The organism is Alphaproteobacteria bacterium (assembly GCA_030740435.1).
Classification (GTDB): domain Bacteria; phylum Pseudomonadota; class Alphaproteobacteria; order UBA2966; family UBA2966.
On sequence record JASLXG010000229.1, the window covers coordinates 1 to 21103 of the forward strand.

Sequence of the window (21103 nt, forward strand, 5' to 3'; positions counted from 1 at the left end):
TCACCAACCCATGGAATCTCCCCCATCAAGGGGGAGGGATCCGGCACCGGCCGTCACATTCGGCACCGTTCGAATCCCCCTCCCCCGATTCGGGGGTGGGAGGGGAGGGGGTAATCACCGCACCCTCAAGCCCGGCCGCCAAAGAGGTCCGGCGGGTCGGCCTCGGCGGCCGGGCAGAGGTCGCTTAGTCCCACTCCGATGAGGCGGAAGTAGCGGCCGTCGGCCTCACGTGCGATGAGGTCGGCGGCGTGTTCGTAGATGACGTCCGCCTGCTGGGTCGGGTGAGGCAGACGGCGGTTGCGCGTCAGCACCTGGAAGTCGGCGGTCTTGAGCTTGAGCACCAGCGTGTGCCCGGCTACTTGGTTACGCTCCAGGCGCCCAGCGACGCGCTCGCATAGCGGTTTGATGACGCGGCAAAGCTCCTCGGCGGTCGCGATGTTCTGGGCGAACGTGGTTTCGGCCGAGATGCTCTTGGCGGCACGGTGCGACGTCACCTGGCGCTCATCCACGCCCTGGACGTAGCCGGCCAGGCGGCGGCCGAACTTGCCGAAAGTGGTGACGAGCTGGGACTCGGGCATGGCCTGGAGCTCTCTGATCTCGGTAATTCCCAGGTCGGCCATCTTCTTGGCCGTGACGGGGCCGACGCCGTTGATCTTGGCCACCGGCAGCGGCGCCAGGAAATCCCGCGCCTCGGCCCGGCCGACCAGCGAAAAGCCGCGGGGTTTCTCCAGGTCAGAGGCCAGCTTGGCCAGGAACTTGTTGTAGGAAAGCCCGATCGAGACGGTGATGTTGACGTGGCGCTCGATGCGTAGCGCCGTTTCGGCCAGGACTTGGGCGGCGGGACGGGGATCGAGGCGCACATCGGGCGACAGATCCAAATACGCTTCGTCCAGCGAGACCGGTTCGATGCGCGGCGTGGCGGCCAGGAAAATCTCGCGGATCTGGCGGCTGGCGCGCCGGTATTTGGCCATGTCGGGCGCGATGACCACGGCGTCGGGGCACATCCTCAGGGCCTGGAACATGGGCATGGCCGAGCGCGGGCCGAATTTGCGGGCGATGTAGCAGGCCGTGGTGACGACGCCGCGGCCGCCGGGGTGGCCGACGATCAGCGGATTGTCGCGCAGGCTGGGATCGTCGCGCTTTTCGATGGCGGCATAGAAGGCGTCGCAGTCGATGTGGGCGATGTCGAGATCCATAAGCTCGGCGTGCCGCAGCAGGCGGCTTGCGCCGCAGCCGGGACAGGCGGCAGCGCTTTCGTCGGTGCTTTCGAGGCAGACCCGGCAGAGTCCCGGCATCGCGTCGCCTCGTTCAGTAAAGGAACATGGGCTTGGCCAGGGCGTGCCGCACGATCGGCCGGTAAGCCTCGGGGTCGTAGAACTCGGCCACGTCGACGCGCTTTTCGCCCTGGATGCAGGTGTCGGCCGGTACCGTGGTGTAGTTGCCGTTCTGCAGCGCCATCATCAGGCCCGAGCGGCCCTTCAAGAGCTCCTGCATGGCCAGTTGGCCGTAGATCGTCGCCACCATGCGGTCCAGCGCATCGGGCGGGCCCGAGCGCATCAGGTAGGCCAGTTGCTGGTTGATGGTGGCGATGCCGGTGATCTCCTTCAGGGCGTCGCCGATGGTCTGGCCGATGCCGCCCAGCTTGCGGTGCCCGTAGGCGTCGGCCTGGCCGCTCTCGACGATCTTGCCGTCGGTCAAGCTGGCGCCTTCGGAGACCACCACCATGGCATAGCGGCTGGGATTGGCGTTGCGGTCGCCCGCCACCAACCCGGCCAGGCGCTCGACGTCGACCGGCACCTCGGAGATCAGCGTGCGGTCGGCATCGGCGAGGTAACCGGTGATCAGGGCCGTCTCGCCGCTGTTGCGGCCAAAAAGCTCGATCACGGCGATGCGTTCGTGGCTGCCGGCCGGCGTGCGCAGCGCGTCGACGGCCAGCACGCTGCGCGTGATGGCGGTCGAGAAGCCGATGCAGTAGTCGGTGCCGAAGACGTCGTTGTCCATGGTCTTGGGCACGGCGATGACGCGCAGGCCCTGGTCGTGAAGGTGCGCCGCGTAGGACAGCGTATCGTCGCCGCCGATGGCGATCAGGGCATCGATGCCCAGGTGCTCGATCACCCGCAGTACATGGGGCGTGCAGTCGATCAGGCTGCCGTCGCCGGGATCGAGCGATCCGAGAAAGGGCGGCAAGCCGTCCGGCTTGACCCGGCTCGGCTGGGTCCGTGAGGTGTGCAGGAAGGTGCCGCCGCTGCGGTCGATGGTGCGCACTGTTTCCCGCGTCAGCGGCTGCAGCCAGCGTTCCTGGCTGTCCTCGTCGTCGGGGTTGAAGTTGAGCGGCCCGCCCCAGCCGCGGCGAAAGCCGACCACGGTCCAATCGTTCTCGGCCGCTTCGTTGACCACCGCCTTGATACAGGAATTGAGGCCGGGCACGTCGCCGCCGCCGGTCAATATGGCCAGTTTCATGATCGGATTCTCCAGATTTCGGCGCCGCCTCCGGGATCGGCCCTATTGTCGTTCATCGCCCGGCATTCTCAAGTCCGGCGTTTCACTCGTGGCGGGATGTGGGATAGTCTCAGCGCCTTGAATCACGGATCGGGAGTACGACATGGCCCTGGCGGACTATTTCTCGGTGACCTATGCCGAAGCGCGCAGCCGATTTCTCGAGGCCGCGGCGGCCGCCGGAGCGGCGCAAAAGAGCTACCCCCATCCCCTGAAAGGACCCGATGGCGGCGAATTGGCCACCGACGTGGCCTGGTTCGGGCCCCGTGATGCCTCGCGGGTGCTGCTGCTGTCCTCGGCCACCCACGGCGTCGAGGGTTTCTGCGGTTCGGGCTGCCAGGTGGGATTCCTGAGCACCGGCTGGCAGGACGGCCTGCCGCCCGACACCGGCCTGCTTTACGTTCACGCCCACAATCCCCACGGCTTTGCCCACCAGCGCCGGGTGACCGAGGAAAACGTCGATCTCAACCGCAATTTCGCCGACTTCAAGCAGCCGCTGCCCGCCAACCCGGGCTACGACGAGATCCATCCCTGGCTGGTGCCGGCGGACTGGGAGGGCCCGGCCCGGAGCAAAGCCGACGCCGCCATCACCGGCTATATCGAAGAGCATGGCATGTTCGCCTTTCAGGCCGCGCTTTCCGGTGGCCAGTACAACCACGCCGACGGCATTTTCTTCGGCGGCCAGGAAAAAACCTGGTCGAGGCGCACCATCGAGGCCCTGGCCGAGGAATGGCTGGGCCAGTGCAAACATCTGGCCGTGATCGACTTCCACACCGGCCTCGGGCCGCGCGGCTTCGGCGAGCTGATTTGGTCCGATCTGCCGCATGGCGTGGGCTACGACCGGGCCCGGGCCTGGCTGGGCGACGAGGTCAAATCGCCCGAAGCCGGCGATTCGGTCTCGGCCGTGGTCAAGGGCACCATCAAGAGCGGCTACGCCCAGGCCGTGCCCGGCGCCGAGGCCACCATCATCGCCATCGAATACGGCACCCTGCCGCCACTCGACGTGCTGCAGGCGCTCAGGGCCGACAACTGGCTGCACCTGCATGGCGAGATCGATTCCGATCTCGGGCGCGCCATCAAGCGCGACATCCGGGCCGCCTTCTACGGTGAGGACGAGGAATGGAACGCCATGGTCTGGGAGCGCGCCCAGGAGGTCACCGGCAAGGTGCTGCGGGGCCTTACCGGGGACTGAACGAGACTCGCGGATTCAGTAAATTTTCATGGTTTTGAGCTAGCTTCCGCCTCCGCCCGGAGCCCGGTCCGGAGCGCAGAGGTGCAGTTATGAGAGGACACGACCACGGCGAAAGCTATGTTCTGATCGGTGATCCCCTGTCGGAAGCGGGCATGTCGGTGCGCAACATATTCCGCACTATCGGCTTTCGTGAAATCGAGGTGCGTCACAGCGCCAAGCGTCTGTGCGAACACCTCGACACCACTGAAACCGACCTCCTGGTCAGCGAGGTCGACCTGCGCGACGGCGACACCTGCGAGATCGTCAACTCGCTACGCCACGGTGAGGTCGGCCTCGATCCCTTCGTGCCGGTGCTCGGCCTGACCTGGAACGCCACGCCCGAGACGGTGCGCAGGGTGGCCCAATGCGGCGCCGACGGTCTGGTGGCCATGCCGGCGCTCGGCGATCGTTTCGGCGCCGCCGTCGCCGCCCTGATCAAAAAGCGCAAGCCCTTCGTCGTCACCACCGATTACGTCGGCCCCGACCGGCGCGGCGACGAGGAGCCCCGCCCCGGGAGCCAGCAGGTGCCGCTGATCCCGGTGCCCAACGCGCTGCGGCGCAAGGCCACCGGCCTTCCAGACGCCATTCCCTTCGACAAATGCCTGACGCTGGTGCGTGAACAAAAGGCGGAGCGCCATGCCTTCCAGATCGGCTGGCTGACTGAGCGCATAATCGATCACTTCAGGGGGCGCGAGGCGGCCAAGGACATCCGCGGCCATCTCGACAAGCTCGAGCAGGTGGCGCTCGACCTGGTGCAGCGCATCACCGACACCTGCTATGCCCACCAGGGCGAGCTTTGCCGCTCGTTGGTCCGAGTCTCGAAGGATCTGGCGACGGCGACCGAGCCCGGCGAGAGCGATCTCGAGTTGCTTAGCGAGTTGGCCAAGGCGCTGCAACTGGCCATCCATTCCGACGACGCCTCGACCATCGAGGCCGCCCGCGACATTTCAAAAGCCGTCGACGCCAGACTTTAGGGCGGCAAGCGAGGGCATCCTGTCATTCCCGCGCCTCGTCGAGGTAGGCGCGCAGGCGTTGCAGGAAGGGCAGCGCCCGGGCGAAATCCCGGACCGGAATGTGGGCCTCGATTTCCGCCAGCTCCGGCCCCAGCGCCTTGATGGCGCGATCGCGCAGGCGGCGGCCTTTGTTCGTCAGCGCCACCCGTTTGGCGCGGCCGTCTTTTGGGTCGGGGCCAATCTCAACCAGGCCCCGTGCTTCGAGCCTTGCCAGCGTGTTGGTCATGGCCGCCTTGGTCACCTGGAAGGCCCGCGCCAGCTCAGTCGGCGCGCGTTCACTGCCGAGCCGGGCGAAGTGGTTGAGGACGCCAAAGTGCGAGATCTTGAGGCCGTCCGGCAGCACCCCCTCCAGGCGCCGCCGGGCCAGTTGCTCGATGATGCCGATCTCGTTGAACAGCGTGAAGATCGGTGGATCTTGCGGCGGCTCGGCCATCATGCCTTTTGTAACTTGCTTTCCAGTGGCCAGCGCGGGCTGGGCGCCACTTCGGGACCATAGCCCAGGCGGCCGAACATTTGCAGCCTTTGGCCGGGGCCGGCCAGTTGTTCGTGAATGCGAGCGTAATGCGGCTCCATTTCGGGGTATTCCTGCAGCGCCTGGCTCAAGGGGTGCAGGCCCAGGCCAAGCTCCGTGGCCTTGAGGTTGAGGCGCAGCCAGGCCCGGCCGGCCGCCAACTGGTCGAGCCGGCCGTTGCCGGAAGTTTTGAGCCAGACGTAAGCCATGGCCGTGCCGGTGATCTCGCGATACATGTCGAGGCCCTGCTGAAAAGCCGTCGACTGGGGGTCGGCCAACGACTGCCTGGTCATCAGGCCCAGTTTGTTGAGGGTTTCGAGAAAGGGGCCGCCGAGATCGATACCATCGGGATTGGCCTCGATCTCGGCCTTGCCCAGCCGCATCAGGCGGACGCTTTCGAGATAGGTGCGCGGCGTCTCGATCTCGATCTTCATGGCCTGCCAGGTAAGCTCGCGCAACTCGGCCACGGGCCGCTTTTCGTTTGTCGTTTGCACCACCACGCCGGTGCCGCCAGCGGCCGCCGCAAGTTGCCCCAGCGCCCTGTCGGCGACCGGCCGCGTGGTGTCATAGGGCTCCTTGTTGCTGCGCCGCGCGAGCACCTGGCGGAACAGCGGATCGGACTTGCCGCCAGCCTTGTGGAAGCGCACCCGGGCGATGGGCCGGGTATCCAGGTTGGGCTCGGGCTGGCCTTCGGGAAAGGGCAGCACCTCGGCGCCGATTCCTTGCTCGGCAGCAGCCAGGGCCAGCAGCTCGAGAAAGCAGCCGAGACCGATGACGATCTGGCGCTGAAAGGGATCGGTCTCGGGCAAGACGCGGTCGGGATGGCAAAAAAGCGTGAGTTCGCCGTCCTCGCGAAGGTCGATCAGCCAGGGTTGGCGGTTGTGCGGGTTGGGTGCCAGGATGGCGTAGGAAAGGGCCTTGAGGCGCGGGTCGGCATAGCCGTTGCCGGCCGCCTGCCAGGGCGCCAGCGCCCGGCTCGGCGAACGCGTCATGAGAAAGGCGCCGCCGCCGGCCGTCAGTACCAGGGCGGCGGCCCCACCCAGCTTGAGCAGCGAACGACGATCGAGGGCCATGATTTTGCTCCGGTGAAGTGGTTTAACGTTTAATTATATAGTTAAACGTTAAACAATATGCAAGGGCAAAATCGCCTCACCCGCCTTGCCGCGCCACGAAGGCGGCGGCGGCGGCTTCCATGGTGAGGAACTCGGCGCCTTCCTCCTTCAGCGCCGTGATCAGCTTGTCCATCATGATCATGCGGTGGCCGCGGCCCGAGCAGAAAGGATGGAAGGTGTAGGTCATGATGCCCCAGTCGAGGTTCTGGCGCAGATAGCGAAAATCGTCGATCCAGTTGCCCAGCACGGCCTCGGCCGATTTGAGTCCGGGATTGATGGCGTTGCCCAGGCGTTCGAATTCGAAATGCGGGAAATCGTCGGCCGACCAGCTTATGGGCATCTCGATAAGGGCGCTCTCTGGCCCGAATTGCACCGGCTCGCCCTCGACGATGCGGTCGTCGGTGCGGGCGTAATAGGGCGTGTAGTCGTCGCCCATCATGGATGAGTCGTAGACCATGCCCTCAGTCAACAGCAGTTCCACGCTGTGGGGGCTCAGGTCCCACGATGGCGAGCGGTAGCCCCGCGCCGGCCGGCCGCAAAGCTCGGCGATGGCGACGTTGGCCCGCTTGAGGCCCTGGTGTTCCTCGTCGCGCGTGAGTTTCGTGGGCGGCGTGTGGCTCCAGCCGTGGTGGCCGACTTCGTGGCCGGCGGCGACGATGCGCCGGCAGACCTCGGGGTATGTGGCGATGGTGACGCCGGGGATGAACCAGGTGGCGGCGATCTCGTGGCGCGCCAACAGATCGAGGATGCGGCCGGCGCCGACGGCGCCGAACTCGCCCCGCGATATGGCCGTCGGCGTCATCAGGCCGCGGGCAATCCACAGCGACATGGCGTCGAAGTCGTAGCTTAGACAGACGATGTGGCGGGGCATTTCTTTCCTTCCCTATTCGCGATCTGCTCATGTTAGCGCCTGATGTCGGTCGTGACCCGGTGACAAATGCGGGCTAGACTCTCGGGCAGGCGGCACCAGGCCGTTGCGTGTAATCCCCGAGTTCCCGACCGAGCCTCATGATGTCAGAGCCCAGCGATCGCGCTTCGCCCGAGCGCCCCGGCCGCTTGCGCGTGCTGTTCATGCTGGGGCTGGGGGGGCTGGCCTTCGGCTACGCCTTTTTCCAGCGCGTCGCCCCCAGCGTCATGGTCGAGGACCTGATGCACGACTTCAACGCCACGGCGGCGGTTCTGGGCAATCTTTCGGCCTTCTATTTCTACGCCTACGCCAGCCTGCAGATCCCCGTCGGTGTGGCCCTCGACCGCTGGGGGCCGCGGCGCATGCTGAGCGGTGCCTTTCTCATCGGCGCGCTGGGCAGCGCCTTCTACGCCACCGCCGAGACCCTATACATGGCCTACCTGGGGCGCTTGCTGATCGGTGGCGGCGCCGCCGTGGCCTTCCTCGGCACCCTCAAGCTGGCCACCTACTGGATGCCGCCGCAGCGCTTTTCGCTGATCGCCGGCACCATCATGCTGATGGGCATGGCGGGCGGTGTCGTCGGACAGGCACCGCTGGCGGCCGTGGTAGAGATCACCGGTTGGCGCCCGACCATGGTCGGTGCCGCCGTCTTCGCGGGCCTCCTGGGCCTGCTCTTCTGGCTGGTGGTCAAGGACGCTCCCAGGCCGCCGGCCGGGTCGGGCCGGTCGGCAGAGGCGGCGCCCTCGCTGCTCGAAGGCCTGGGCCGCACCCTCAAGACACCGCAGATCTGGCTGATCGCCCTTTTCGCCATGATGATGTCGGGCCCCTCGCTCTCCTTCGGCGGCCTCTGGGGGGTGCCCTACCTGATGCAGACCTTTGCCTTGGACCGTCCCACGGCGGCCACCATCACCTCGACGCTGCTCATCGGCTGGGCTGTCGGCGGGCCGCTGGGGGGCTGGCTTTCCGACTACATTGGGCGGCGCAAGCTGCTCATGATCATCGCCGGCGGCTCGGGCCTGATGCTCTGGACCATCGTCGTCTTTTGGCTGCCGGCCCTGCCGCTGGCGGCGGTCTATGCGCTTTTTTTCGTGGGCAACCTCATCAACGGCTTCATGGTCGTGGTCTACGCCACGGCCCGGGAAAACGCCCCGCTGTTTGCCGCCGGTGCCGTCAGCAGCGTGGTCAATTTCGCCATGGTGCTGGCGGGCGCCATCTTCCAGCCGGTCATCGGCATCCTCTTGGACCTCAACTGGCAGGGCGGCATGGCGGCGGGCGTGCGCTTCTATTCGACCGAGACCTACGCCGCCGCCTTCCTGATCTACCCGATCTGTGCCGTCGTGGCCCTGGGCTGCGCGCTGCTCAGCCGCGAAACCTATTGCCGCCAGCAGGTGATCGACTAGTCCTCGGCGAAGGGGTTCTCGACCAGGGGCCAGTAGGGCGTCTGGCGGGCGCCGTAGCGCGGGATGGTGAAGTCCGAAACCGTCGGGCCCGGTGGCACGGCATAGATGATCTGGCTGGCCATGGGGGCGAAGCCGGCGTGGAAGTGCTGGATCGATTTGATCACCACCAGCTTACGTGCCGCCAGGTCGATGCCGAACTGGCTGAAGCCCTCGGGCGACAGCACCTGGGTGCGGATCGAGTTGAGCACGATGTCGATGCCGCCCAGGCTGACCCAGATCGAGGCGCCCATCTCGACCACGGTATCGCCAAGGGACTGCCGGGCGGCCGGCAGGATCTTGCGGATTTCCACCTCGAGGTCGAGGGGCTCGCCGGAATCGCGACAGGCCTTGCCGCCGATGCGTAGCGGGATGCCTTCGCCCTCGCCGGCTTCTTGGCAAAAGCGCACCGCGATGGGGTCCCAATAGAAGCCGCTGACCACGTCGTCGATGCCGCGCTCAAGGATGCGGCGCAGCACGAAGGTGGTGTCGCTGGGGCCGCCCGAGCCCGCGTTGTCGGAGGTATCGGCCAGTACCACCGGGCCCTCGCTGGCGGCCTGGGCCTGGTCGAGCGCCTCGTCCAGGCCGACGAAAGTGGCGCAGGCGGTGTGGCGCATGTCCCAGAGCTCGCGCCCCAGCTTGGCCGCCAGGGCGGCGGCGCCCTCGGGATCGTCGTCACTGACCACCAGCATACGGGCCCCTACTTCGGGTGTGTTGCCGAAAGCGAAGCCGTGAATGAAGGAGACCGAGAGCACGCCGCCCTGGCCCTCCAGCGCCGACATGCGGTCGACGAAGGAGCGAATGGGCTGGCGCGTGGTGGGGAAGCGGTTGATCATGCGGCAGTCGTAGGCCGCCATCACCGGCTTTACCTCGCCCCGGGCCGCCGCCAAGGTGATGTCGAAGACTTCCTCCGCCCGCTCGGCGATGTCGACGTGGGGATATTCCTTGAAGAAAACCATTACCGTGGCGTTGTCGAGCATGGCCTGGCTGAGGTGGCAGTGCAGGTCGAGCTCGACGCCGATGGGCACGTCGGGGCCCACCACCCGGCGCAGGCGTGCGAGCAGATCGCCCTCGCAGTCCAGGCATTCGGTCGAGACCATGGCGCCATGCAGGCAAAGCAGCACCATGTCGACCGCTCCGGCGGCCTCGAGGTCGCTGACGATGCGGTCCCTGAGCTCGACGTAGAAGGCGTGCACCGTGGGCCCGGCGGGCTGGGCGAAGGCCGAGACGCTTTCGATCCACTGGGCGCCGATGGCTTCGCTGCGCCGCCGCCAGGCGGCCAGGGTGACATTGAAGAGCTTCGGTTCGTGCTCGGTGGCATCGCCAAAATAGAGCCCCACTTCCCGGAAGCTTTGCTCACCGGTCAGCAGCGGCGAGGCGGTGTTGCTTTCGGTGGCCAGCATGGCACTGAATATTTTCATGGGCATGCTCATTCCTCCGGCGCCGAAGCCAGAGTCTCCTCGATCATGTTCTGATAGGCAAACAGCGCCGGCAGGCCGCCGGTGTGGAGGAACAGCACCCGGCCCAGCCGCCGCGCCGCCGCCGTGGTCAGGCGGGTGAAGTTGGATTGCAGCGCGCCCGTGATCAGCACGCTGTCGGCCCGGGCCTCGAGGGCGGCGCCGAAATAGTATTCCAGGTGACGCACCTTGTTGCCGCCGAAGGCCAGGGCCTGGCAGTCGTCGTGCTTGGCCGTGAGAGTGATGCCGAGCTCCCGGCCCAGGTTCGGCAGGGCCTCCAGCGGCGTCGGGTTCGAACTCAAGGGCTCGCGGGCGTGGGCGGCAAGGCCCGGGATCAAATCGGCAGGCTCAAACATTTCCCGGCATCTCCAGCCAGCTCCGCCACAGCATGGAAACGCCGATGGCGAACAGCAACAGGTAGAGCACCGTACGCAACGTACCCTCGTCGACACGGCGCCTGAGCAGCAGCCCCAGGACCAGGCCGAGCACCACCGCGGGCAGCAGCACCATGGTCTCGAGCCAGGGCTTGTCAGCAATGCCGTCAAAGCCCTCGAGGCCGAAGTGGATGAGCGCCGCACCGGCGTAGGAAAAGGCGAAAAGTGCCCGCAAGGTGGCGGGGATGGCCAACGGCGGCATCCGGCTCTGCAACGCCGCCCACAGCCCGGCCGGCCCCGGGATGGCCAGGCAACCGCACATCAGGCCCGAGACCAGGCCGCCGCCCAGCAGCACCAGCCGGTTACCCTGGGCGCCGTCCGGGCCGGGGTCGGCGTTGCCGCGAAATCGCGTCGCCAGCAGTTGCAGCGCCGCCAGCAGCACCATGATGCCGGCTACCCACTTCAGCGTCAGCGGCGTCAGTTGCTGCAGGATCAGCCAGCCCAGCGGAACGCCGATGATAGTGGCCAGCGCCAGAAGCCGGAACTCAGGCCACAGCACGTCCCCCGATTCCTGCGGCAACAGCATCAGCGAGAGTGCCAGATTGAGCATGATGGCGATGAAGATGGCGGCCCCGCCGCCCAGCGTCAGCACCAGTATGGGACCGGCGATCAGGCCCAGCCCGACACCCGTCGCGGCCTGCAAGGTGCTGCCCACCAGGATCAGCGCCGAGGCCATGGCCCAGTCCGCAGGTGTCATCGGTAATGCGGCGAAAACCGCCATGGCCGGCCCTCGATTTTCCCTGGGCTCCCCCGTGCCCGACCATGGTGGCGCTGCCGTCCCGGTTTTGTCATTCCGCAGCTTGGCCCTATCCTGACACCGTCATGCAACAAACCGTCGATGCCATCTTCGCCAGCGCCGCCGCCGAAAGCCCGGATTCCGTTCACCTGGTGCTGGCCGATGGGGGTTCCTACAGCTACGCCGAGACCTTTGCCCGGGCCGGCCGCCTGGCGGTGCTCATGGTGGCAGCCGGAATCGAACCCGGCGACCGGGTGGCCTGTTTTATCGGCAATTCCCGGCCGCTCTATGAATTCTTCATTGCCTGCGGCCTGGCCGGCGCCGTGGCGGTACCCGTCAACACCCTCAACACGGCCCGCGAGAATACTATTCTTTTCGACGATTGCGGGCCTCGAGGCATCGTCGCCGCGGCGACGCACCTGGCCGTGTTGCCCGACGACATTCTCGGCGAGATGGCGATTTGCCTGCTGGCGGAGGGCGAGGGCAGGGCGCCTTGGCGGGATTACGAATTTGCCCTGGCTGCCGTCGCCGGGCCCCTGGCCGAGGCCCGCAACACCCCCGATTCGCCTGCCCTGATCATCTATTCCTCGGGTACCACCGGCCGGCCCAAGGGCATCGTGCTGGGGCACAGGCAGCTGCTGGCCAACGCACGCTTGACCATGAACGTGCTGGGCTACGGCCCTGATGATCGCTTCCTGACGTTGCTGCCCTCCTTCCATCTCTTCGGCTACAGTTTCGATTTCCTCTATTCGGGCCTGGTGCGGGGGTGCCTGGTGGCGCTGCCGAGCTTCACAGCCGAACAGGCGCTAGAGTTGATCGAACGCCACCGCATAACCGTGCTGGCCGGCGTGCCCACCATGTTCGTGACCATGTTCGAGGCCTTGATGCGGGCCGGGCGCGATATCTCCAGCCTGCGCCTGATCGACGTCGGCGGCGGCCCGGTGCCGACGACGCTGATTCGCGAGCTCAAGGGCTTGGGCATCGATACGGTGGAAAGCTATGGCCTGACCGAGATCACCACCGTGGCCAGCGTCTCGCTGCCCGGCGTGATGGCGCCCGAGGGCTCCTGCGGCCCGGTGCTCGAGGGCATCGAGGTGCGGGTTTGCGACGAGGCCGACCAGCCCTTACCGGTGGGCCAGCCGGGCGAGCTGCAGTTCCGCTACGAGGGCAACATGCTGGGCTACTGGCAGCAGCCCGAGCTGACCGCGGCGACGCTGAAGGACGGCTGGCTGCGCACCGGCGACGTCGGCCGTCTGGATGCCGAGGGCAACCTCTACATCCTCGACCGCATCAAGGACATGATCGTGACCAACGGCTACAACGTCTTTCCCAAGGAGGTCGAGCTGGTGCTGCACGAGCACGCCGGGGTGCAACAGGCGGCGGTCGTCGGCCTGCCCCACGAGGTGCGCGGCGAGGACGTTCATGCCTTCGTCGTGCGCCGGCCCGAAAGCCAGGTAGCGGCCGACGAAATTCTCGACTGGTGCAACCGGAACCTGGCGCGCTTCAAGGTGCCGCGCGGCATCGATTTCGTGAGCGAAATGCCGCTCACGGCGTCGGGCAAGATCCGCCGGTTCGTGCTTCGCGATCAGGCCCGGGAGGAGCGTTTGGGTTAGGCCGTCTACCCCGCCTTGGCCGCCCGGGCGGCGCGCTTGCGGGCGTGGGGGTCCAAGAGGCGCTTGCGCAGCCTGATCGAGCGCGGCGTCACTTCGATCAGTTCGTCGTCCTGGATGTAGCTCAGCGAGGTTTCCAGATCCATCAACCTGGGCGTGGTCAGGCGCACGGTGTCGTCCTTGCCGGCGGCCCGGATATTGGTCAGCTGCTTGGCCTTCAAGGGGTTGACCTCGAGGTCCTGGCCGCGCGTGTGTTCGCCGATGATCATGCCGGCATAGACGGCCTCGCCCGGCCTGATGAACATGGGCCCGCGCTCCTCCAGGTTCCACAGCGCATAGGCCACGGCGACGCCCTGGCTGGTGGAAATCAGCACGCCGTTGGAGCGCCCCGGAATGTCGCCGCGAAAGCGCCCGTAGGAATGAAAAACCCGGTGCATGACGCCTGAGCCGCGGGTGTCGGAAAGAAAATCGCCGTGATAGCCGATCAGGCCGCGAGTGGGAGCCAGGAAGGTGAGGCGCGATTTGCCGGCGCTTTGGCGCATGTCGATCAGTTCGGCCCGGCGCTGGCCCAGTTGTTCGTGGACCGGACTGGCGTGCTCGTCGTCGACGTCGATCTGCACCTCCTCGATGGGCTCGAGGCGCTGGCCGCTTTGGGGATCAATCTGGTAGAGCACGCGGGGCCGGCTGATGGAAAGCTCGTAGCCTTCGCGGCGCATGGTCTCGATGAGCACGCCGAGCTGCAGCTCGCCCCGGCCGGCGACCACGAAGGCGTCGCCCTCGGGGGCCTCGCTGATGTCTATGGCGACGTTGCCCTCGGCTTCCTGCCAAAGGCGCTGGCGGATCACCCGCGAGGTCACCTTGCCGCCGTCGCGGCCGGCCAGCGGCGAATCGTTGATACCGAATGTCATGGCCAGCGTCGGCGGGTCGACGGGCTGGGCGGCCAGGGCCTGGCTCACCCCGGGATCGGCGATGGTGTCGGCCACGGTGGCTTTTTGGAAGCCGGCCACGGCGACGATGTCGCCGGCCTCGGCCTCGGCCACCTGTTCGCGCTCAAGACCGCGAAAGGCCAGCAGTTGCGTGATGCGGGTCTCCTCGATGAGGCTGCCGTCGGGCGCCAGGGCGCGGACCTGGGCATTCCTGTGCAGGCGTCCGGCGTGGATGCGGCCGGTGAGCAGGCGGCCGAGGTAGGGGTCGGCTTCCAGCGTCGTGGCCAACATGGCCATGGGGGCCTCGGGGCCCTCGGTCTCGGGCGCCGGCACGTGGGCCACGATGAGGTCGAAAAGCGGCTCCAGGCTACCGCCTGGCGCCGCTGCCTCGACCGCCGCCCAGCCCTCCTTGGCCGAGGCCACGAGCAGGGGGAAATCGAGCTGTTTCTCGTCGGCGTCGAGGGTGATGAAGAGGTTGAAGATTTCCTCGTGGACTTGGTCGATGCGGGCGTCGGAGCGGTCGGCCTTGTTGATCACGACGATGGGCCTGAGACCCTGCTTCAATGCCTTGGCGGTGACGAACTTGGTCTGCGGCATGGGTCCTTCGGCGGCATCGACCAGGATCAGCACGCCGTCGACCATGGAAAGAATTCGTTCCACCTCGCCGCCGAAATCGGCGTGGCCGGGGGTGTCGACGATGTTGATGCGCACGTCCCGCCAGGCCACCGAGGTGCACTTGGAAAGGATGGTGATGCCGCGCTCGCGCTCCAGGTCGAAGCTGTCCATGGCGCGCTCGGCCATCTGCTGGTGGGCTCGCACGGTGCCGCTTTGGCGCAGCAGCTGGTCGACCAGCGTGGTTTTGCCGTGGTCGACATGGGCGATGATGGCGATATTGCGAAAGGGCATTTTGGGCCGAGAGGGGGCAGGCGCCGGGGGTGGCCGTCGGCCCGGCTGTATAGCGCCTTAGCCGTCCGGCGCCAAGCCCTGATGCGGCGTAGTGACGATGCGATCGACGAGAAAATCCGTCAGCGGCCGGTAACCGAAAGGGGCCAACACGTAATGCTCGATAAAGGCAATCCCGAACATCAAGAGGACGGCGATATAGAGCTTGCCGATGAGCAGGGTGAGCAGCGCCAATTTGGCCAGACGGATCGCCCAGGACCAGTTCTCGCAGCGGCTTTCGTAGGCCTGCGTGAGGTCGTCTCGGGGGTATTGGCGGCTCATGGCCCTTTGCCGGTCAGGCCACCACGGCCTGGAAAACGAACCCCGTGGTCACGGCGATGGTCAGCACGGCAGTCAAGAACGCCGCGATCATGGGCAGGCGAAACATGCGCTTTAACATCACCACCTCGGGCAGGCTGGCCCCGGCGGCGCCGATGATCAGGGCGGCGATGGCGCCCAGTGCCACGCCCTTGGCGGCCAGCGGCAAGACCATGGGCACCATGGTGCTGGGCCGCACGTATAGTGGAATGCCGATCACCGCCGAGGCAGGGATGGCCCAGGGGCTGTCGGAACCGGCGACGGAGGCGAAGAAATCCTGCGGCACGAAGCCGTAGGTGAAGGCGCCGATGCCGATGCCGACGATGATGAAGGGCAGGAAGGTGCGGAACTGGCCCACGGCGTCGATCAGCAATTCCTTGAGGCGGGCGCGGTCACGGAAGAGGCGCGCCGCGGCGGCCCGCACCATGGTGTCGTTGGGCGGCGTCGCTTCGGGGGTGGCGCCGCAGGAGGTCTTGGTGACCAACAGGTCGGCCCGGATGAAGCGGTCGAAGCCGAAGCGGTCGAGCAGATAACCGATGATCACCGTCAGCGTCAGCGCCATGGCGACGTAGACGATGGTGAAGCGGATGCCCAGCGCCATCCAAAGCAGCGCCACCAGCAGCGGATTGACCAGCGGCGAGGTGAAGAGGAACGTCATGGTCGGGCCGAAGCCCGCACGTGCCTTGATCAGCCCCATGGTCAGCGGAATGGTCGAGCACGAGCAAAAGGGTGTCAGCGCCCCCAGCCCGGCGCCCACGGCATAGCCGTGGCCGCGGCGCGACGACATGATGGCGCTGATGCGTTCGGCCGGAAAGAGCTCCAGGATGATGCCCACCAAAAAGGTCACACCGATGAACAGCACCGTCATCTCGGCCGACACCACGGCGAAGAAGATAAGCGAATCCTGCAATTGCGGAAGATAAACCGAAAGCGGCATCAACTTACTCCTTCAGCCGGGCAGCATTGATCGAGGGCATCGGCCAGCGCCCGCAAGCTGCTGGTCAGCGCGCCATAGCGCACCCAATAAAAAACCACTTTGCCCTGGCGTTCGCACTCGACGATACCGGCCTCGCGCAATACCGCCAGATGGCGCGATACCACCGAGACGTCGACCGGGCTGCGCGCCGCCACCTCGCCTACCGGCAGACCGTCCCGCGACTGCGCGAGCGTCAGCAGCATGGCCACGCGAGTGGGATCGCCCAGCGCCTTGAAGAGGCGGGGCTCCAGCAAACCTTCAAGGCCGGAGCCCGGCGGGCTTTCCTCGGCCAAGTTCGAGACCACTTCCAGGGGCGTCGGTTGGGATTGCATGGGGGCTGTTCCTTGTTAGCGGCCATGTATATTTGCGCAATTGTGCAAATATGTCAATGGGCAGATGGTGATTTATCAACCCATTGAAAACAAGGAAAATTATTGCCGTGCCGTGGTGATCAGCGCGGCAGGCCGGAGGTGCCGGTGAGGAATTCGTCAACGGCGCGGGCGCACTGGCGGCCCTCGCGGATGGCCCAGACCACCAGCGACTGGCCGCGCCGCATGTCGCCGGCGGCGAAGACCTTGTCGACCGAGGTCTGATAGTCGACGGTATTGGCCGCCACGTTGCCGTCCTCGTCGAGGCCGAAGCCCAACTCGTCCAGCAAGCCGTCGAGGCGGGGGCGCAGAAATCCCATGGCCAGCAGCACCAGGTCGGCCTTGAGCTCGAACTCGCTGCCCGGGATCTCGCGCATGCTGAAGCCGCCGTCCTCGCCCTCGTCCCAGCGCACGCGCATGAGCTCCAGCGCCTCGACGCGGCCCTCCGATCCCTTGACCGCCGTGGTGGAGACCCCCCAGTCGCGCTCGCAGCCTTCCTCGTGGGAGGTCGAGGTGCGCAGCTTGTTGGGCCAGTTGGGCCAGACCAGCTCTTTTTCCTCTTGCTCCGGCGGCTTGGGCATGATTTCGAGCTGCGTCACCGAGGCTGCGCCCTGGCGGATCGAGGTTCCGACGCAGTCCGAACCGGTATCGCCGCCGCCGATCACGACGACGTGCTTGCCTTGGGCGCTGATGAGCCGGTCGCTGACGACGAGCTCGCCGGCCAGAAGCCGGTTCTGCTGCATCAGGAAAGGCATGGCGAAGTGGACACCTTCGAGCTCGCGGCCCGGCACCGCCATGTCGCGGGGATGCTCGGAGCCACCGGCCAGTACCATGGCGTCGAACTTCTCCAGGATCTCGGTCGCCGGCACGCCCGTGCCGATGTGGGTGTTGGGGCGAAACTCGACGCCTTCGGCCCGCATCTGCGCCATGCGCCGGTCGATGATGGCCTTGTCGAGCTTGAAATCGGGAATGCCGTAGCGCAACAGCCCGCCGATGCGGGCGTTCTTTTCGAACACCACGACACCGTGGCCGGTCCGGGCGAGCTGCTGGGCACAGGCCAGGCCGGCCGGACCCGAGCCTACGATGGCCACCTGGCGGCCGCTGCGATGGGCCGGGATCTGGGGTCCGATCCAGCCTTCCTGCCAGCCCTTCTCGACGATCGAGCACTCGATGGTCTTTATGGTCACCGGGCGGTCGGTGATGTTCAGCGTGCAGGCCGCCTCGCAAGGTGCCGGGCAAACCCGGCCGGTGAATTCGGGGAAGTTGTTGGTCGAGTGCAGCACTTCGAGGGCTTCGCGCCAGCCGCCGCGATAGGTCTGGTCGTTCCAGTCCGGGATCATGTTGCTGACCGGACAGCCGTTGTGGCAAAAGGGCACGCCGCAATCCATGCAGCGCGCACCCTGCTGGCGCGCCTCGGCCTCGCTGAGCGGTATCACGAACTCGTCGTAATGGCGCACGCGTTGGGAAACGGCCGCGTATGAGCGGTCGCGGCGCTGGATCTCCTTGAACCCGGTGGGCCGGCCCACGGTGCTCAGTCCCCCACCGCGACGCTGACACCGGGGCGTTCGGTGACGCGCGAGGAGGCCTGCATCTCCTGCAGCGCGCGGCGATAATCGACCGGCATGACCTTGACGAATTTGGGCAGATAGTCGTCCCAGTTCTCGAGAATCAGCCGCGCCCGTTCGCTGGCGGTATAGAGCAGGTGGTTTTCGATCAGCATGTTGAGGCGCTGCGAATCGTAACGCGTCATGTCGTGCACGATGTCGACGCGGCCGTGAGTCTCGAGGTCGCCGCGCTGGTGGTCGAGATCCTCCAGCACCCGGTCCTCGTCCGAGATGGGCTGCAATTCCACCATCGCCATGTTGCAGTGCACTTCGAAATCCTCGGTCTCGTCGAGCACGTAGGCGATGCCGCCGGACATGCCGGCGGCGAAATTTCGCCCGGTGCGGCCCAGCACCACGACGACGCCGCCGGTCATGTATTCACAGCCGTGGTCGCCGACGCCTTCGACCACGGCGGTGACGCCCGAGTTGCGCACGGCAAAGCGTTCGCCGGCGACGCCGCGAAAATAGCATTCGCCGCTGACCGCGCCATAGAGCACGGTGTTGCCGATGAGAATGTTCTCTTCCGGCGTGAAGCGGCTGACCGCCGGCGGGTAGATCACCAGGCGGCCGCCCGAGAGGCCCTTGCCGACGTAGTCGTTGGCGTCGCCTTCCAATTCGAAAGTCACGCCGGCCGAAAGGAAGGCGCCGAAGCTCTGGCCGGCACTGCCGGTGAACTTGATGTCGATGGTGTCGTCATTGAGACCCTGGTGGCCGTATTTCCCGGCGATGCGGCCCGACAGCATGGCGCCGACGGTGCGGTTGACGTTGGAGATCGGGCTTTCGAACCTCACCGGCTGGCCGCTCTCGATGGCCGGGAGCGACTGTTCGATGAGGCTGTGGTCGAGCGCCTTCTCGAGCCCGTGGTTCTGCGCCTCGCAGTTATGGATGGCGACGCCTGGTTCGCTCTCGAGCTCGCACAGCAGGCCGGAAAGGTCAAGGCCGCGGGCCTTCCAGTGCTCGACGGCAGCGCTCGCATCCAGGCTCGCGCGCCGCCCGATCATCTCGTCCACGGTACGGAAACCCAGTTCCGCCATCAGCTCGCGCACCTCGTTGGCGACGAAAGTAAAATAGTTGATGACGTGCTCGGGCCGGCCGCTGAACAGCTTGCGCAGTTCCGGATCCTGGGTTGCCACCCCGGTCGGGCAGGTGTTGAGGTGGCATTTCCGCATCATCAAACAGCCCTCGGAAATCAGCGCCGCCGTGGCGAAGCCGAATTCGTCGGCCCCCAGCAACGCCGCCACCACGACGTCGCGTCCGGTGCGCAAGCCGCCGTCCACCTGCACCGCGATGCGGCCGCGCAAACGGTTGCGCACCAGCGTCTCGTGGGTCTCGGCCAGGCCGATTTCCCAGGGGCTGCCGGCATGCTGGATCGAGGTGATGGGGCTGGCCCCGGTGCCGCCGTCGAAGCCCGAAATGGTGACGTGGTCGGCGTGCGCCTTGGAGACGCCGGCGGCCACCGTGCCGACCCCGATCTCGGACACCAGCTTTACCGAAATTCGGGCCTCGGGGTTGACGTTCTTGAGGTCGTGGATGAGCTGGGCCAGGTCCTCGATGGAATAGATGTCGTGGTGCGGCGGCGGCGAGATCAGGCCGACGCCGGGCGTCGAGTGGCGCACCCGGGCGATCCATTCATCGACCTTGTGGCCGGGCAACTGGCCGCCCTCGCCGGGCTTGGCGCCCTGGGCCATCTTGATCTGGATGTCGCTGGCGTTGACCAGGTATTCGGTTGTCACGCCGAAGCGCCCCGACGCCACCTGTTTGATGGCCGAGCGCATGGAATCGCCGCCTGGCAACGGCCGGTAGCGCTCCGATTCCTCGCCGACCTCGCCGCTGTTCGACTAGCCGCCGATGCGGTTCATATCCAGCGCCAGCGTGGTGTGGGCTTCCCAACTCAGCGAGCCGTAAGTCATGGCGCCGGTGGCGAAGCGCTTGACGATCTCGGAGACCGGCTCGACCTCGTCGAGCGCCAGCGGCGTTTCGGCCGGCTTGAATTCCATCAGACCGCGCAGGTTACGCAGCTTCAGCGACTGGTCGTTCATGCGTTCGGAGAAGGCGCGAAACTTTTGTTCGTCGCCGGTGCGCACGGCATGCTGCAGGAGCGCGATGGTTTCCGGCGTCCAGGCATGTACCTCGCCGCGCTGGCGATAGGCCAGCTCGCCGCCGACGTCGAGGGCGTCGCGATAATGCAGTGCGTCCGAGTAGGCCACATGGTGGCGGCGCACGGTTTCTTCCGCCACCTCGGCCAGGCCGATACCCTCGATGGCGCAGCGTGTACTGGTGAAGTAACGCTCGAGAAAGCTCTCCGCGAGGCCCACGGCATCGAAGATCTGGGCGCCGCAATAGGATTGGTAGGTCGAGATGCCCATCTTCGACATGACCTTCAGGATGCCCTTGTCGACGGCCCGGATGTAGCGCCGCTGCACTTCCTCCTCGGGCAGATCCTCGGGCAGCGAGGGACGTAGCGCCAACAGCGTGTCGAAGGCAAGATAGGGATTGATGGCCTCGGCACCGTACCCGGCCAGCAGGCAGAAATCGTGCACCCGCCGGGCTTCGCCGGTCTCGATCACCAGGCCCACTGAAGTGCGCAGGCCGCAGCGGATCAGATGGTGGTGGACGCCGGCGGTGGCCAACAGCGAGGGAATGGCGACGTTGTCGGCATCGATCGAGCGATCCGACAGCACCAGGATGTTGTAGCCGAAATTCACCACCTGCTCGGCCCGATCGAAAAGCCGATCCAGCGCCGCCTCCATGCCGTCGGCGTCGTCGGTGGCGGGATAGGTTATGTCGAGCGTGTAGGTGCGGAAGGCATTGTCGACGTGGTTCTCGATGCGGCGGATGCGCTCCAGGTCCATGTTGGTCAGGATGGGCTGCCTAACCTCGAGGCGCTTCTTGGTGCCGGCATCGTCGGCATCGAGCAGGTTGGGCCTGGGGCCGATCAGCGACACCAGCGACATCACCAGTTCCTCGCGGATGGGGTCGATGGGCGGGTTGGTGACCTGGGCGAAGCACTGCTTGAAATAGTTGAA

The 21103-nt window shown here is 66.4% G+C and carries 17 protein-coding genes and 1 pseudogene; 4 read left to right on the plus strand and 14 right to left on the minus strand.

Annotated features, from left to right (window positions below; genetic code table 11):
- Positions 1 to 125: 125 nt before the first annotated feature.
- Positions 126 to 1295 carry a DNA polymerase IV gene (locus tag QGG75_21625; GenBank protein MDP6069828.1) on the minus strand — a complete coding sequence of 390 codons (1170 nt, stop codon included), beginning with the start codon at positions 1293 to 1295 and terminating at the stop codon, positions 126 to 128.
- Between the two features lie 13 nt (positions 1296 to 1308).
- A complete protein-coding gene (locus QGG75_21630) occupies positions 1309 to 2460 on the minus strand; it encodes an ATP-dependent 6-phosphofructokinase (GenBank protein ID MDP6069829.1) in 1152 nt (383 codons plus the stop codon).
- Between the two features lie 142 nt (positions 2461 to 2602).
- Here QGG75_21630 and QGG75_21635 point away from each other — a divergent pair, with 142 nt between their 5' ends.
- Together QGG75_21635 and QGG75_21640 are read left to right on the plus strand one after the other, a co-directional pair.
- Complete coding sequence (locus QGG75_21635; GenBank protein ID MDP6069830.1) at positions 2603 to 3688, plus strand: M14 family metallopeptidase; 1086 nt, start codon at positions 2603 to 2605, stop codon at positions 3686 to 3688.
- Between the two features lie 89 nt (positions 3689 to 3777).
- Positions 3778 to 4701 (plus strand): hypothetical protein, encoded by a 924-nt coding sequence (locus QGG75_21640; protein ID MDP6069831.1) that lies wholly within the window; start codon positions 3778 to 3780, stop codon positions 4699 to 4701.
- Positions 4702 to 4723: 22 nt separating this feature from the next.
- On the opposite strand, the gene QGG75_21645 is transcribed toward QGG75_21640, so the two are convergent.
- The 3 genes from QGG75_21645 to QGG75_21655 form a co-directional block, all read right to left on the minus strand.
- Positions 4724 to 5176, minus strand: a complete 453-nt coding sequence (locus QGG75_21645) for a MarR family transcriptional regulator (protein ID MDP6069832.1) — start codon at positions 5174 to 5176, stop codon at positions 4724 to 4726.
- Positions 5173 to 6324, minus strand: a complete 1152-nt coding sequence (locus tag QGG75_21650) for a twin-arginine translocation pathway signal protein (protein MDP6069833.1) — start codon at positions 6322 to 6324, stop codon at positions 5173 to 5175. Before QGG75_21650 ends, QGG75_21645 begins: the two co-directional genes overlap by 4 nt.
- A 76-nt stretch (positions 6325 to 6400) precedes the next feature.
- Entirely contained in the window at positions 6401 to 7234 is an 834-nt protein-coding gene (locus QGG75_21655) for a polysaccharide deacetylase (protein ID MDP6069834.1), read from the minus strand.
- 140 nt (positions 7235 to 7374) lie between these two features.
- Between QGG75_21655 and QGG75_21660 the strand changes: the two genes are divergently transcribed.
- On the plus strand, positions 7375 to 8670 hold the full coding sequence (locus QGG75_21660) for an MFS transporter (protein ID MDP6069835.1): 1296 nt from the start codon (positions 7375 to 7377) through the stop codon (positions 8668 to 8670).
- On the opposite strand, the gene QGG75_21665 is transcribed toward QGG75_21660, so the two are convergent.
- Genes QGG75_21665 through QGG75_21675 form a run of 3 tightly spaced genes read right to left on the minus strand, consistent with a single transcriptional unit; the run spans position 8667 to position 11294 of the window.
- A complete protein-coding gene (locus tag QGG75_21665; protein MDP6069836.1) occupies positions 8667 to 10127 on the minus strand; it encodes a M81 family metallopeptidase in 1461 nt (486 codons plus the stop codon). The two genes, QGG75_21660 and QGG75_21665, sit on opposite strands and share 4 nt — an antisense overlap.
- An 8-nt stretch (positions 10128 to 10135) precedes the next feature.
- Complete coding sequence (locus QGG75_21670) at positions 10136 to 10519, minus strand: pyridoxal-phosphate dependent enzyme (protein MDP6069837.1); 384 nt, start codon at positions 10517 to 10519, stop codon at positions 10136 to 10138.
- Positions 10512 to 11294, minus strand: a complete 783-nt coding sequence (locus QGG75_21675) for a sulfite exporter TauE/SafE family protein (GenBank protein MDP6069838.1) — start codon at positions 11292 to 11294, stop codon at positions 10512 to 10514. The genes QGG75_21670 and QGG75_21675 overlap by 8 nt, the downstream gene beginning before the upstream one ends.
- A 125-nt stretch (positions 11295 to 11419) precedes the next feature.
- On the opposite strand from QGG75_21675, the gene QGG75_21680 reads away from it, so the two are divergent.
- Complete coding sequence (locus QGG75_21680) at positions 11420 to 12946, plus strand: AMP-binding protein (GenBank protein ID MDP6069839.1); 1527 nt, start codon at positions 11420 to 11422, stop codon at positions 12944 to 12946.
- 5 nt (positions 12947 to 12951) lie between these two features.
- Here QGG75_21680 and typA read toward each other — a convergent pair whose 3' ends face one another.
- The 6 genes and pseudogenes from typA to gltB all read right to left on the minus strand — a co-directional run bounded on the left by typA (position 12952) and on the right by gltB (position 21103).
- Positions 12952 to 14775 carry a translational GTPase TypA gene (typA, locus tag QGG75_21685; protein ID MDP6069840.1) on the minus strand — a complete coding sequence of 608 codons (1824 nt, stop codon included), beginning with the start codon at positions 14773 to 14775 and terminating at the stop codon, positions 12952 to 12954.
- 57 nt (positions 14776 to 14832) lie between these two features.
- Complete coding sequence (locus QGG75_21690) at positions 14833 to 15093, minus strand: hypothetical protein (protein MDP6069841.1); 261 nt, start codon at positions 15091 to 15093, stop codon at positions 14833 to 14835.
- A 13-nt stretch (positions 15094 to 15106) separates the two neighbouring features.
- Positions 15107 to 16066 (minus strand): permease, encoded by a 960-nt coding sequence (locus tag QGG75_21695; protein ID MDP6069842.1) that lies wholly within the window; start codon positions 16064 to 16066, stop codon positions 15107 to 15109.
- Positions 16066 to 16437 carry a metalloregulator ArsR/SmtB family transcription factor gene (locus QGG75_21700; GenBank protein ID MDP6069843.1) on the minus strand — a complete coding sequence of 124 codons (372 nt, stop codon included), beginning with the start codon at positions 16435 to 16437 and terminating at the stop codon, positions 16066 to 16068. Before QGG75_21700 ends, QGG75_21695 begins: the two co-directional genes overlap by 1 nt.
- A gap of 119 nt (positions 16438 to 16556) precedes the next feature.
- Entirely contained in the window at positions 16557 to 17999 is a 1443-nt protein-coding gene (locus tag QGG75_21705; GenBank protein ID MDP6069844.1) for a glutamate synthase subunit beta, read from the minus strand.
- Positions 18000 to 18004: 5 nt separating this feature from the next.
- A pseudogene (gltB, locus tag QGG75_21710) lies at positions 18005 to 21103 on the minus strand (glutamate synthase large subunit).